General features: G+C 54.7%; 14 protein-coding genes and 1 tRNA gene. 10 read left to right on the top strand and 5 right to left on the bottom strand.

What is annotated here, in order from left to right; translation table 11 throughout:
• Positions 1-54: 54 nt before the first annotated feature.
• The 4 genes from mrdA (at position 55) to LU196_RS07175 (ending at position 4,426) form a co-directional block, all read left to right on the top strand.
• Complete coding sequence (gene mrdA / locus LU196_RS07190) at positions 55-1,932, top strand: penicillin-binding protein 2 (protein WP_232758574.1); 1,878 nt, start codon at positions 55-57, stop codon at positions 1,930-1,932.
• Between the two features lie 228 nt (positions 1,933-2,160).
• Positions 2,161-2,236: transfer RNA gene (locus tag LU196_RS07185), tRNA-Phe, on the top strand.
• Between the two features lie 285 nt (positions 2,237-2,521).
• The gene (locus LU196_RS07180; RefSeq protein WP_232758576.1) at positions 2,522-3,325 is read left to right on the top strand and encodes a hypothetical protein; all 804 of its coding nucleotides are present in this window, start codon (positions 2,522-2,524) and stop codon (positions 3,323-3,325) included.
• Positions 3,326-3,490: 165 nt separating this feature from the next.
• Positions 3,491-4,426, top strand: coding sequence for a glycosyltransferase family 2 protein (locus tag LU196_RS07175; protein WP_232758578.1), 936 nt, complete (start codon positions 3,491-3,493; stop codon positions 4,424-4,426).
• A gap of 54 nt (positions 4,427-4,480) precedes the next feature.
• Here the strand turns inward: LU196_RS07175 and LU196_RS07170 are convergent, their stop codons facing one another.
• From LU196_RS07170 to LU196_RS07150, 5 genes are all read right to left on the bottom strand, one after another.
• Positions 4,481-5,740 carry an O-antigen ligase gene (locus LU196_RS07170; protein WP_232758580.1) on the bottom strand — a complete coding sequence of 420 codons (1,260 nt, stop codon included), beginning with the start codon at positions 5,738-5,740 and terminating at the stop codon, positions 4,481-4,483.
• Between the two features lies 1 nt (position 5,741).
• Positions 5,742-6,710, bottom strand: a complete 969-nt coding sequence (locus LU196_RS07165; RefSeq protein ID WP_232758581.1) for a glycosyltransferase family 8 protein — start codon at positions 6,708-6,710, stop codon at positions 5,742-5,744.
• Positions 6,711-7,230: 520 nt separating this feature from the next.
• Entirely contained in the window at positions 7,231-7,419 is a 189-nt protein-coding gene (locus LU196_RS07160) for a general stress protein (RefSeq protein WP_232758583.1), read from the bottom strand.
• A gap of 356 nt (positions 7,420-7,775) precedes the next feature.
• Positions 7,776-8,225, bottom strand: coding sequence for a DUF421 domain-containing protein (locus LU196_RS07155; protein ID WP_232758586.1), 450 nt, complete (start codon positions 8,223-8,225; stop codon positions 7,776-7,778).
• An 11-nt stretch (positions 8,226-8,236) separates the two neighbouring features.
• Entirely contained in the window at positions 8,237-8,743 is a 507-nt protein-coding gene (locus LU196_RS07150; protein ID WP_232758587.1) for a hypothetical protein, read from the bottom strand.
• A gap of 302 nt (positions 8,744-9,045) precedes the next feature.
• Here LU196_RS07150 and LU196_RS07145 point away from each other — a divergent pair, with 302 nt between their 5' ends.
• From LU196_RS07145 to LU196_RS07120, 6 genes are all read left to right on the top strand, one after another.
• Complete coding sequence (locus tag LU196_RS07145; RefSeq protein ID WP_232758588.1) at positions 9,046-9,534, top strand: CinA family protein; 489 nt, start codon at positions 9,046-9,048, stop codon at positions 9,532-9,534.
• A gap of 228 nt (positions 9,535-9,762) precedes the next feature.
• On the top strand, positions 9,763-9,930 hold the full coding sequence (locus tag LU196_RS07140; RefSeq protein WP_232758900.1) for a general stress protein: 168 nt from the start codon (positions 9,763-9,765) through the stop codon (positions 9,928-9,930).
• Positions 9,931-10,089: 159 nt separating this feature from the next.
• Positions 10,090-10,563, top strand: a complete 474-nt coding sequence (locus tag LU196_RS07135) for a ferritin-like domain-containing protein (RefSeq protein ID WP_232758589.1) — start codon at positions 10,090-10,092, stop codon at positions 10,561-10,563.
• Between the two features lie 10 nt (positions 10,564-10,573).
• Positions 10,574-11,089, top strand: a complete 516-nt coding sequence (locus LU196_RS07130; RefSeq protein ID WP_232758590.1) for a ferritin-like domain-containing protein — start codon at positions 10,574-10,576, stop codon at positions 11,087-11,089.
• Between the two features lie 39 nt (positions 11,090-11,128).
• Positions 11,129-12,007, top strand: a complete 879-nt coding sequence (locus LU196_RS07125) for a manganese catalase family protein (RefSeq protein ID WP_232758591.1) — start codon at positions 11,129-11,131, stop codon at positions 12,005-12,007.
• Positions 12,008-12,179: 172 nt separating this feature from the next.
• The gene (locus LU196_RS07120) at positions 12,180-13,139 is read left to right on the top strand and encodes a LysR family transcriptional regulator (RefSeq protein ID WP_232758592.1); all 960 of its coding nucleotides are present in this window, start codon (positions 12,180-12,182) and stop codon (positions 13,137-13,139) included.
• The last annotated feature ends 678 nt before the right edge of the window (positions 13,140-13,817 follow it).

The raw sequence follows: 13,817 nt of genomic DNA, 5'->3' as shown, positions 1-13,817 counted from the left end.
CTAAAACAATCTCTGCTTATCATTAGCGTGATAACAAAGAGACTGTGCGCCCTGATGAACCTCCGTAATTTTGAAGCTGAAGAAAAGCTGTTTACCCGCCGCGCGCTTGTCGCTTTTGCCCTGGTAGTTATCTGTTTCACGATCCTTGGTATTAACCTCTATCGCTTACAGGTCGATCAGCACGGCTATTACCAAACGCGATCCAACGAAAACGACATCAAAATGATCCCCATTGCGCCGACGCGCGGGCTGATCTTCGATCGCAACGGGATCCCGCTGGTGCGCAACGTGACCTGGTACGACATCCTGGTTACCCCCTATAAAATCAGCGATATGCAGGCCACGCTCGCGGCGCTGAAGCCGATTGTCGATCTCACCCCAGAGGATATCGAGACGTTCGAGCACGCCCTCAGGCAGAGCAGCCGCTACAAGCCGGTGGAGCTCAAGGCGGAACTCACCGACGAAGAGGTGGCGCGCTTTTCGGTGAACCAATTCCGTTTTACCGGCGTTAACATCGATACCTATCAGGATCGGGAGTACCCCTACGGCGCCGACCTCGCGCACGTGCTGGGCTATGTGTCGAAAATCAACGACAACGATTACAAGCGGCTGAATGCGGAAGGGGTGGCGGAGAACTATGCCGCCGATCACAACATCGGCAAGCAGGGCATTGAAGGCTATTACGAGTCGCTGCTGCACGGTAAAACCGGTTATCAGGAGGTCGAGGTCGATAACCACGGCCGCATTGTGCGCGTGTTAAAAGAGGTGCCGCCGGTGGCGGGCAAGAACCTTTACCTGACGCTCGACCTGCACTTGCAGCAGTATGTGGAGAGCCAGCTCGCCGGGCAGCGTGCCGCAGTGCTGATTGAAGATCCGCACGACGGCGGCGTGCTGGCGATGGTGTCCGCTCCCAGTTACGATCCTAACCCGTTTGTGAAGGGCATTAGCTACAAAGCCTACAAAACGCTGCTGCAGGATAAAAATCTGCCGCTGATCAACCGCGTCACGCAAGGACTTTATCCGCCAGCCTCCACGGTCAAACCCTATATGGCGATGTCGGCGCTGTTGAGCAAAGTCATTACCCCAAGCTTTACGCTTTACGGTGGGCCGACCTGGACCTTGCCGGGCACCGAGCGCAAATACCGCGACTGGAAAAAAACCGGGCACGGCATGCTGGACGTCACCAAAGCCATTGAGGAGTCGGCCGACAGCTTTTTCTATCAGGTGGCGTATATGATGGGCATCGATCGCATTCACGCCATGCTGAGCCAGTTCGGCTACGGTAAACCCACCGGGATCGATCTCAATGAAGAGTATGCCGGGTTGCTGCCGAGCCGCGAATGGAAGCAGAAAGTGCACAAGCGCGTGTGGTATCAGGGCGATACGGTGTCAGTGGGCATTGGCCAAGGATACTGGATTGCTACGCCGATCCAGATGGTGAAAGCGATGGTGGCGCTGATCAACAACGGCCGGGTGATCAGCCCGCACCTGCTGGAAAAAGCGCAGCGCGGGAACTGGCAGCAGCCTTATCAGCCCAGCGCGCCGCAGCCGCAAATTGGCGATGCCAAATCACCTTACTGGTCGTTGGTGCGCCACGCGATGTTCGGCATGGCGAATGCGCCGAACGGCACCGGCTATAAATATTTTCACACGGCACCCTACGGCATTGCGGCGAAGTCGGGCACGTCTCAGGTGTTCAGCCTGCGGCAAAACCAGGTGTATAACGCCAAAATGATCCCGGTGCGCCTGCGCGATCACATCTTCTATACCGCCTTTGCGCCGTTTAACGATCCTAAAGTGGCGGTGGCGCTGATTCTCGAAAACGGCGGCAGCGAAGGCGTCACGGCCGCGCCGCTGATGCGCAATATTCTGGACCACCTCTTTTTGCCCGCCGCCTCGGCCGCGCCGGTTGAAACCGCGCAGAAGCGCTAGCGGCGTTTTTGGCCAAGACGTGATGCGTGCGCCTGAGGGCGCGTATGGCCCGCGATAAACCCTGTCTCGCAATAGGGCCCTGCGGTGAGAAATCCCCTCTCTTCGCGGGTGAAAAACGGCCCGCACGGCGGCCGCTTCGCGAGGTTGCTGTAAAACCCAGCAGTCAGATGCATTTTTGCCGAAAAGCGTTTGACGGTGCGGCCCGAGTAAGGTTTAATGCGCCCCGTTGCCCGGATAGCTCAGTCGGTAGAGCAGGGGATTGAAAATCCCCGTGTCCGTGGTTCGATTCCGCGTCCGGGCACCAACATTCTGAAAACCCAGCCTTTATGGCTGGGTTTTTGCTTTTTAAAGGGCTGAAACAGCGCGCGGCGGCGTTTACGGCTTGCTCCGCTAATGCCGTAATCTGCGTCCCTCTTCGCGCTTCTAACCATTCTACTTTTTTGCTGGCGCTGAACATGGCGGGCTGGCTGTCATTCTGAACATCGATGTGTTATTAAAGATCCGCTTGCCCACTCATTTTTTATTGAGTCACTTGGCTCAGGAATGAAGAGACAGGCCCATACTCCACCCTCAGGAAGGTAACGTTAATATGAATCATCCCGTTAAAAATCCAACCAAAGCAAACAAAACCTGGTTTGAAAAAACGGTCGAATATAATTTCGTTACCCAAGCAAAAGACGTCTGTAATATCGACTTTTTAGCCCCTTTGGATGGAAATTTGGAGCGAATTGGCGATACGGTGATGCTGGCTAATTGTGAGTATTACATTATAGAGTTTAAAAGGTCTCTTAATGATATGAGTGCTGAATATAAAAAATATAAAAGTTCTTCTATAGGGTTTTTAAAAGCCCGGCATAATCTTATTAAGAAAAAGCAGCATGTTGCTCATTATCTCATAGGTGGTGAATTATCAGAAAACGAAACGCTGCAGCTAAAGATAATAGAATATTTTAATTTACCCCCTTCAACTGAAAAATTTGGAAAAGATTATAAAGAATTACGAGGGGACAAGTACGATGCAAAAAAGTTATCAGCTTTAATTGAGTGCATGAATAACGACTCTACTTTAAAAGCAGGCACCATTCATGCCTTTGCCAAAGGCTTCCAGCTAAACGCAGGAATGACTCAGGCAGAGCTGAGAGAATATACATTGGAGCTTACTTCACATCGCGTTTCAAAAAGTGACGATAAGGCAGGCGGTGATGGTGCCGTTCATACCTGCGTTATTGCTGTCCCTACCAGACCGAAAGCCGATGACACCGAACATAATGATAATATCCAACACAAACAGGTCGCCGCACAAATCGTTACGCTGGATTATTACCAGAAATACGTGTTCGATCCTAAACCTGCCAGGAAGCTCGGCTTCTCTGGAGGACGTTCCCTGAAATAAGATTCTGGTCGGCATACCGGGCAGCGCACACAGGCTTCTTGTACGAACAGAGCGAATGCCGGTGTGCGTCCACCCAGCCAACTCCCTCTACCCACACGCCGCTTTTCCTGCTAGTTTTCCTCGGCACTTTACGGGGATGCGCCCGTTTACCGATTGGAAACGTTGATGACCACACAGCCTAACAGCCCACTTCTCAGTATCGTTGTCACCGCGCATAACGCAGAGGCATGGCTCGACGCCTGTCTCGCGAGCGTGGTCAGCGCGGCAGAGGCGGTGATGCAGGTGTCGCAGATTGTCCTGATTGACGATGCGTCCGAAGACCGCACTTACGCCATCTGCCAGCGCTTTTCTCAGCAGTACACCAACGTTGATGTCCATCAGGTCGCGTTCCGCAACATCGGCAAAGTACGTAATTTTGCGCTGGCCCAGTGTACGGGCCAATACGTCACCATGATCGACGGTGATGACGAGATTATCCCCGGGGCATTTGAGCAGATTTTACCGCTGCTGCGCGCGCGCCAGCCGGATGCATTGCTCACGCGTCTGCACGAGGTCTATCCGTCGTCGCACAAGCCCACAAGCCTGGACGCATTTGCCCCTGTGACGCTGACGCGCCATGAGGCCATCTGCAAATTTTTGGTACACCGTGAACTGCAGGCGCATTTTATCGGCCAATTTTTCCGGCGCGATCGGCTGGCTGGCCTGGCCTTTCCGGCGTTCCGCTGTTACGAAGATGCGTGGCTGTTTCCCGCGGTGCTGGCGCGGTGCAGCGCCATCCTGTTTGCCGCATCGGGGCCGTATCTGTACTTCAAACGTGCGGACAGCCTTTCTACGCAGATCGATCCGGAAAAGGTCAACATGCTGATTCAGGCTACCGAGCAGATGAGCGTGGCCTTTGGCGAGCGTTATCGCAACTTAATCGCCTGCCACTGGATCACCATACTCAATCGTCATCAGCATGAGTTCAAAGACGAGGCGGATAACCAGCGCGTTCAACAGGCACTGCGTGCGCTCCCGGCGCTGGATTTCTTGTGCGATCGCCACGTGCGCACCAGCTTCAAAAAGAAATATCTGGCGTTGCGTCTGCGCGGGGCATTTTGAGGGGCGAGCAGAGGAACACGCGCGACCGCTGACAGCGGCAGCGCGTGTCGAAAACTAACGCCGCGGCGCGTCTGCGTGGCGGGGTGCGGGTGTCATCAGGGCATAGCTGGCAAACAGCGCCAGGCACAGCATGGTGACAGACTGCGACTGAATCAGTACCGTATCGGTCAGACCGAACACCATCAGCGAAGCGGGCAGCACCGCAATGGCAGACGAACGGCGCCGTATCGGCACAATCAACAACACACCATAAAACACCAGAATCGAGACGCCGCCCGCGATCCCCTGTAGCGACAGCGTTTCCAGCACGTCATCGTGCAAATGATACTTTACGTTTTTGTAGGCTTCAGGATTGCCGCGCTCGTGCTGCTGAATAAACGCCCGGGCTTTTTCGGTGCGGTCATCCGGGCTCTGACCCATCAGCGACCAGTGGATGCTGGCATAACCGCCTTTCCAAATCGAGAAGCGAGCCCCAATCGAGGTGTCGTTATTGGTGTGATAGGTGTCGACCTCCGCCTGAATGCTCTCAAGACGTTGCCATACCGACTGCGGCATCAGTGCAAAGCCTACCGCCATGGCCACCACCAGCGGGATAAGGGCGTATTTAATATGCCGCGTATGCGACACGCAGAAAAAGGCCAAATACAACACCGGCAAGGTCAACACGCCCGCGCGGGATTCCGTCAGGATCAGGAGCAGGGTATTCAGCACAAAAATGCCAAAGAAGAGGGCCATTCGCACGCCGGTATGCGTGATGGCGCGGTAGCCCATAAACAGCGTGCTTAGCGCCAGCGCGGTCATCAGATAGGAAACGGTGCCGGCGGAGTCGGTCAGTAACTGTACGCGCAGACCGGTGGTAGCGTGCTCATGTAGCGCAAACCCAAGCGTCACCAGCAGACCTGCCAGCAGCACCCCCAGCGCTTTCATCGCTAACTGTTGAGTCACACAGTGGCGCCAGGCAATGATGAAGTAGGCCAGCAGCGCCGAGATCATAAACAGCTTACCGCCCAAACGATAATTGCCCACCACGTCACTGTACTGCGCATGGGCAAACAGCGTGCCCCACGTAAAGCGCACGGCGCCCAAAAACAGCAGCGCGCCCGCCACCGTCAACGCAGAGGCGTCATAGACGAAGGTTTTACGTTTGATGGCCACGACCATAAAAATGATGGCGGCATAGCTGGTGAAATACATCAATTTGCGCGGCCATGCGTCAACGAACAGTGATGTAGCCAGCGCGGTGCAGATCGCCAAAAGCAGCGCGGAATAGATGTGGCTAGTCGAGATCCCTGACCAGCGCTTCGCAAGCAGCATCTTATAAGTACCTCATCTGATAATAACGTATCCACCAATACACGCCGCGGCACAGCCGACGCGTGCGAAACAGAGATTTATACATTTTTTTGGCCTGCTGAGCCTCCGTTGGGCGGTCAAGCGGGTGGTCGGAGAGAGGCGAGCGCTGATAAACCGCGCGGTAGTGGCGACAGACATACTGTTGATTCCACGTCTGCCAAGGCTTATCCGCGCCAGCGTAGTGAATAATGCAGGTGTCGGCCGGGACGTCTCGCTGATAGCCTTGCGCGTCGTGAGCCAGCATCTCAATATAATTAAACCGCCGGTCAATATAGTTAACGCGGCCTTCAAGCACCGTATTCAACGCATCCTGATCGAGATACTGCAGCCGCTGCCCCTGCGCGGCGAGCACGGCCAGCGCCTGTTCGCTGATTGCCGCGCGGTTCCATCTGGCGATATCAATCAGCATCATGCCGGCATTGAAATAGGCGCTACCGCGTAGCCCGACATTGGCGGCAAGCCTGGCTTGCAGCGGGTCGCTCTCCGCCACCACCAGCGCAATAGCCTCCTCGTCAAAAGGCAGCGACCACAGCGCATCGGGGTTGCTGATGCACACCATATCCGCATCCAGATACAGCACCTTACCGGCATTGGGTATCAGCTTGGGCGCCAGCAGCCGATAGTAAGTGGCGCGCGTAAAGAGCTGGGTCGTGGGCAGAGAGACAAAGAGATCGCTGCCCGCGTGATGCAGCGTGAGACCGTGCCGGGTGCCCGATAACACGGCCGTGAAGCGCGCGGCGTCCGCATCAGTAAGGTCTGAAGAGATCAGGTGAAAGTGAAAGGCGGACGCGCCGGCGTGCTCAGCAAGTGACATCAGGGTGATTAACGCGTGCGCAATGAATTTGTTATCCACGCCAAAAAATATGTGCTTGTCGGTGTCGGCGGCCAGGAGTGTCCTGGACCGGATGGCGTCTAGGTTAAGTTGATCCATATACGTCCATTGTTGGTTGAAATCACGCTATCTTGGGCTGCCATAAAGCCTTATGGAACAAGCATTATCAATCACAATGGGTAATTCAGAAACCTGTTAATTCTGATAACGCAGTTCTACAGAAAAAAACGGGCAAACCGCGCTGCCTGGACCGCAGGCAGCCGTGCCATTCTCCCGTATGCCCGGCTTCTGCGCAGGCGAAAATCACGCTGTCTTGCCGCGCGCCGTTAGCCAAGCCGTTTTCTGCAAACCGATTTTCGCCTGTATATAAAGGTTGAACCGAGTAGGGAGAAAAAAGCGCACCTGGCGGAGACCCCGCAATTAACATGCAGGAGGAAATAATGCGATGAGGCAGGCTAATGGAAAAGGAGTGGGAAGGTCGTGACGTGGATAACAGGGATCTGCACGCGTCCTACCATGTAATAAATGCTCGCTTGTCAGCATGGAACTCTTCATCAGGAGGGATCGTCGGGTTAATATTGCCCCAGCCATAGGCTGGGGCATGTATAGCGCCAAAAAACTATTGAGATTCTGCGGTCACACTTTTTCCACGACGACTGACTTTACCGCCTTTACGACCCGCTTCAACGGCGCGGTCCGGGCAATTTTTGAAATTACCGCCGCTCGCTGCGCCGCCTTTTCTGCCCGCGTCGCGCGCGCGCTCCGAGTTTTCTGCAAAATTACCGGCACCGCCTCTACGTTGTGTCATAGGTCACCCCCAGCTAAATAGTGAAATCGTAGAAAATAAAAAAATGCTACCAGCAAGAAGATGGATGATATTGACAGGAAAGCAATATTGAATATGCATGTTTAAAAACGAGGCGGTAAAGAAGATAAATATGAAGCCTCACGCTGCGCTTATAACCAAATAATTTAGCGAAAGAAAAATGAATATTTGTACAAGCTGCCTGATGTCGTATAAGTCTATATGTTTCTTTTTTTGTGATAACAGTCACGCCACCCAGAAGGAATGATTTGCTGCTATCGGCGCTTTTCGGTGGGGCAATGCCTGAATAAAAAGCTGGCTCAGGGTAAGTTGATGAAATAACCGCCAGTGCCAGCGCGTTATTTTTCGTCTGCCGGAATAATAGAGATTTGCCCATTCACTTCCAGTATCGCGTATTTAATCTGATCGAGCCGCTCCAGGCCTTGCGACGCACGGGCTGATTCCAGCACGTCATCGATATTGACACCGGCCATCTTCATCCGCTGCATGAGTGCCTCACCGTGCTCGACCAGAATAACAGGGCCACCTTCGGTGAGCTGTTCCAGGCGTGGAAACCGATTTTTCATTTTGCCCAACACAATATCGATGGTAACCAGCGTAATAATGGTTAAGGCCGCGCCCGTTACCGAGAAGTCATCGCCCAGCAGGGCTTGTTGCGTGGCCTCGCTGATGATCAGCAATAAGATCAGATCGAACGACGTCATCTGAAGGAGCGTGCGTCTGCCTGCGATCTTAAACAGGACCATCAGCAAAAAATAGATGCTGGCTGCGCGCCATACCGTTTCCATTGCGCCTCCTGTCAGGGATATATCCACTGTGAAATGACCACGGGCTGCAAAGCATCGAGGCTCACTCGCAGGGTAATTTTGCCAGCGGATTGCGGCTGCACCCCCAGCCAAATCGCGTGTCCGGCGACGTCATGCGAAGAGAACAGCAGCGTGAGCTGATTGCCAGTACTCCAGGCCTCCAGCGGCTGCGGCTGGAGCGTCTGAATTTGCATCTCGTCCAGCGCATCGCTGGTGAGCGTCACGCTGAAACGAGGGTGCTTTACGACCGCGGTGTTGATCACCATGGCCATGTTGCTTTTTACTCGGCCAAAGCGTTCATATTTAACGCTAAAAGCGTCTTCCTTTGCCGTGATAATACGGTCGCTTAACCAGCCTTTGGAAAAGAGTCCGGCTGCACCCATAATCACCACCATGATAAGCAGATATTGTCCCAGCCGCTGGAGGGTGCTCTCTTTTTTCTGCCAGCGCATATCCTCTTTAACCGGATACGTTCGGCTGGTAAATTCATCGCGTTTCATAGGTGTGCTTCCCGTTTTTAACGCTATCAGTATAAGTCTGCGAGAAATAAAGCGCGCATTGTACCGGGCGATATATTGCGCGGCCCCGAAAGCAGAAGGGGATTTAAGCGTTTTTTTTACGGTGCGCTTATATTACGGTCGAAAGATTCAGGCTAATTTAATTCTATACTGCGTCGTAATGAAGCAATGATGCAGCGGGAAAAGCAATGGGAAATCAGGCTGGGTACGTGGATTGTCGCTTAGCTTATATTCTGGCCCGCTACGCTTTTTTCATTATTTAAGGCAATGAACAGGAGAGAATAATGCAACGTGAACTCAATGAGGTGGCCAGCCAGCTGGGCGCATTTTTACTGGAGCGGCAGCTCACGCTGACCACGGCAGAGTCTTGTACGGCAGGCTGGGTTGGGGAGGCGCTGGCTGCGGTAAGCAACAGCAGCCAGTTCTATAGCTGCGGGTTCATCACCTATACCTATGCGGCCAAACACCGCGTCTTGGGTGTTAGTGAGCAAACACTTACTAATCATACGGCCGTGAGCGAAGCGGCGGTAAGCGAAATGGCACGCGGTGCCAAAGCGTGCTCAGGGGACGCCGTCAGCATCGCGGTCAGTGGCTATGCGGGGCCGGACGGGGGCGAAGATGGCACCCCGGCCGGCACGGTGTGGTTCGCCTGGGGCCTGCCCGATGACAGTATCCGTACCTGCCACAAATGGTTCGATGGCGAAAGCCAGGAAGTCATGCACAAGGCCACGCACCATGCCGTGAGCGAGCTGTATAAAATATTAACGTCATAAATCACGCCTAACGTATGAAATAAGCGAAACACGTCTATTCACTGCTTGATAAACAGGCAGTAAATAAGCGTGGCGGGTAAATTTTATATTAGCGAGGCGGTGTGATTTTTAAATAAAAATAGCCGCCACGCTTGCGAGAAAAGAGATCGCTATTACCCTTAAGTAGGTAACACGTGCATGACGTTAGTCAGCTGTCATGTTAATTCAATCTTTTAAGAGGAAATGAATATGACTGAGCATAGAGGCGGTTCAGGTAACTTCGCCGAGGACAAACAGAAAGCATCTGAAGCGGGCAAAAAAGGTGGCCAAAATAGCGGCGGTAATTTTAAAAACGACCGCGAAAAGGCATCTGAAGCTGGCAAAAAAGGCGGACAGAACAGCAATCGCGGTTCTTGATTTGCCATTAAAGGAATAATTTCATTGGGCAGCGGACGCTCGCCAGTTATTTATTACCTGTAATTTTTTAAAATGAACGCATCACCGCGTCCTGCGACGTGCTGTCTTTCATTTTAATTAACTGCACGTTTTCGCTAAGTCTATTTACGGAAAAATATCATGAAAGTAAAAACATTACTCGATCTCTTCATTCATGACCTGTCAGACGTATATAGCGCAGAGAAGCAAATCACACGTGCGCTGCCGAAAATGGCGCGGGCTGCGTCGGATGAAAGCCTTAAAAATGCGTTTCAGCAGCACCTTGAAGAGACGCGGGGCCAAATCGAACGTCTGGATCAAGTGGTAGAGAGCCATGACGAGCTGCGCATTATGCGCATGAAGTGCCATGCGCTGGAAGGCTTGGTCGAAGAGGCGCAGGAATTAATTGAATCCACCGAGGCCGGTGAGGTCCGCGATGCCGGACTGATAGGGGCCGCACAAAAAGTGGAGCACTATGAAATTGCGACTTACGGCACGCTGGTCGCCATGGCGAAAAAGCTTAAGTTAAACGACGCGGCACGACTGCTGGCGGAAACGCTGGCGGAAGAAAAATCCACGGACGAAAAACTCACTGTTATTGCCAAGAAGCAATAAGGAGACAGCAATGTCGACGACCCCTGCAATGTCGCACTATCACGACTGGCTGCGCGATGCGCATGCGATGGAAAAACAAGCCGAAACCATGCTCGAACAGATGGCGAGCCGCCTGGAGAATTATCCGCAGCTCAAAGCGCGTATTGAGCAGCACATCCACGAGACGCGCGATCAGCAATCAAAGCTGGAAGTGATTCTCGATCGCCATGATATCTCGCACTCCAGCGTTAAAGATGTCATGGGCAAGATGGCGGCGATGGGCCAGGCGTTTGGTGGCGCGTTTGCTGAAGACGAGGTCATCAAAGGCGCGATTGCGGGCTATGTCTTCGAAAATTTCGAACTGGCCAGTTACACCAGCTTGATGAGCGCTGCCGAGCGCGCAGGCGATAGCGAAAGCGTCCCGGTGTTGAAGCAGATTTGTGAGCAGGAAAAAGAGATGGCGAAATGGATGCTTGAGCATCTGCCTGAACTGACCAGCCAATTCTTGTTGCGCAGCGAAGATCCTGACGCGCAGGCGAAACGCTAACGCGCCTTGCTGTGTAACAACGCATTTTTGAGGTGAGCAATGTTCCGACACGTAAAAAAATTGCAGTATACGGTGCGCGTGAGTGAACCGAACCCCGGCCTGGCGAACCTGCTGCTGGAGCAGTTTGGTGGCCCACAGGGCGAACTGGCAGCAGCCATGCGCTATTTTACCCAAGGCTTGGGCGATGAGGATATCGGTCGCCGCGACATGCTGATGGATATCGCGACCGAAGAGCTGAGCCACCTTGAGATCATCGGATCGCTGGTGGGCATGCTCAACAAAGGCGCCAAAGGCGAGCTGGCAGAGGGCACCGAGAAAGAAGGCGAGCTCTATCGCTCCATTACCGGTGCGGGCAATGATAGCCATCTGACCTCGATTCTCTACGGTGGCGGTCCGCCGCTGACCAATTCGGGCGGCGTGCCCTGGACTGCGGCGTATATCGACACCATCGGGGAAGTCACCGCTGATTTGCGTTCAAACGTGGCGGCGGAAGCGCGCGCCAAGATTATTTACGAGCGCTTAATCAACGTGACCGATGACGTGGGTGTCAAAGATGCGCTTGGCTTCCTGATGACGCGTGAAGCGGCGCACCAGCTCTCGTTCGAAAAGGCGCTGTATGCCATTCGCGACAATTTCCCACCCGGAAAACTGCCGCCTATCGAACAGTATGCGCACACCTATTACAACATGTCGGAAGGCAACGAGGTTCGCGGCAGCTGGAATTCGGACGAAAACTTCGATTATGTCGCCGATCCGCAGCCAGCGGTGGACGGCGGTGATGGCTTGGCCAGTATTATTCTGCCGGACGAGCAGCGGAAAAGCGTTGAGGCGCTGGCGGCCAGAACGGCCTCCGATCCGCAGATCGACCCGATCACCGGAGCTGAAGCTGGCAGCAAAAAAACGCATAAAAAAGCCTGATCGTACTTGTCTGTTAAAAACCCGTTTCTGCGTGGCAGCAACGGGTTTTTTTATGCCTTGTTCAGCGACCTGAGACAGGGTGAACCGATAGCTAAATGGCGCGACTCTCTCTATGATGTTTTTCCCGCTCTTTTGGCGGGGGCGAACAGCGACCAGGGAAAAAAAGCACGTCATGACTCTGTTAAACGATCTCGATTTACGCCAGCTGGAAGCGTTCTCGGCGGTGATTTCTGCGGGCAGCGTAACGGCGGCGGCGAAAGCGCTTAACCGTTCGCAACCGGCCGTATCACGCCTGATCCAGGAACTGGAACAGTCGCTGGGCTACCCGCTGTTTATCCGCAACGGGCCGCGTATTCATCCCTCGGAACAAGCCTTGCAGCTGCATCAATACGTGCAAAAGGCGCTGCTCTCTTTGCAGCAAATCCGTCTGCGCGCCCAGGAAATCGCCGATCAGCAGCACCGACCTTTGAGCATTGCAGCCACCCCGGCGCTGGCGGCGGGGTTACTGCCGCAGGCGTTGGCGCGGCTGAACCTGACCAATCGGGTGCAGATCCTTAGTGATTCTGCGGAGCAAACTGCGCATGCGGTGATCACCGCCGAAGCCGATCTCGGGCTCTGTAGTCTGCCGCTGGAACACCATGCTGTGGATGTGCACTGGATCGGGCAGTCACACTGCGTGGCGGCGTTGGCTGAGGACGATGCGCTCGCGCAGCATGACACGCTGTCGCTGAGCCAACTGGCCGGACGTCGGCTGATCGCCCCCTGGAGCCCGCAGCGGCTGCGCGGACGCTACGAGAAGGCGCTGAAAAAGGTCAAGGCGCCGCTGCTCGAGAGCATTGAGACCAACTCGTCCGCCAATATTTTAGGCTGTGTGCGCGCGGGACTCGGTGTGGCGATCCTTGAACCTGTCACCGCGTGGGGCATGCCGCTCGCGGGCGTGGCGATCCGTCCTTTGCAGGAGGCGATCCCCTATTTCTTCGGCGTGATCACCCCGCAGGGCCGCCAGCTCTCCCACGCCACGCATGCGCTTATCGACGCGCTGGCAAGTGCAGCCGCGGATCTGCTGCCCGGCTTCATACAGTTGCCCGGCAGTGAGCATCACCGCGTCATGCGTTCGATCAATCAAGATTGAGCACCGTATACAGCGGGAGTCCGGCCCGCATTGCCGGTCTTTACTGAACCCTGGGCGGGTTCCGGCCCGCTATGCCGGTATGCAGTACACACTGAGCAGGTTCCGCCCGCTAACCCTGCGGGAGTTCCAGCCGCCCCGCTGCGGCGTACGGGCAAAGGGCCGATGGGCGCGGCCCTTTGCAATCCGCGCCCTGCGCCAGCCTCCGCTGTTCCCTCACTCCGCCGCGCCAGCCTCACGGACCGCGCGGATTCGCCATCCCTGGCTCATACCGCGCTCTCAGCGGCATCCCTGCCGCTTCGTCCTGGCCGTCACGCTCCGTTCGGCGCTCCGGATGGCGCCACAAACCTCGCCTTTAAGAGCCTTTTTCTGTTTTTTGTCTGGTGTTGTCTGGTTGGCCGTAAACGGGTCTGCGAAGACAGTGGCTGGCTGGAAAGACAGAAGACAAAAAGGGTCTTGCTCGAAGCAACTCGGGCCGGACGCAACTTAAAAGCTTTACCGCCACGTGGTCGCTGCAAAAAATAAAAGACCCACAGCGGGGGGGTGAAGCGCCATCCCCACTCGCTGAACGAAGGAGGCCTTCCAGGGCGAGCGGCATGGATGCCGCGAGAGGCGGCGTTGAGCAGGAGCGAATCGACGCCGGTCCGTCAGGAAGGCTGAGGGAGTGAAGGCACCGCGCAG

Origin of the sequence: Pantoea sp. Mb-10, assembly GCF_021272205.1 — a bacterium.
Classification (GTDB): Bacteria; Pseudomonadota; Gammaproteobacteria; order Enterobacterales; family Enterobacteriaceae; genus Pantoea.
Note: the sequence above shows the minus strand (reverse complement) of the source record. Positions and strands in the feature narration are given on the sequence as shown.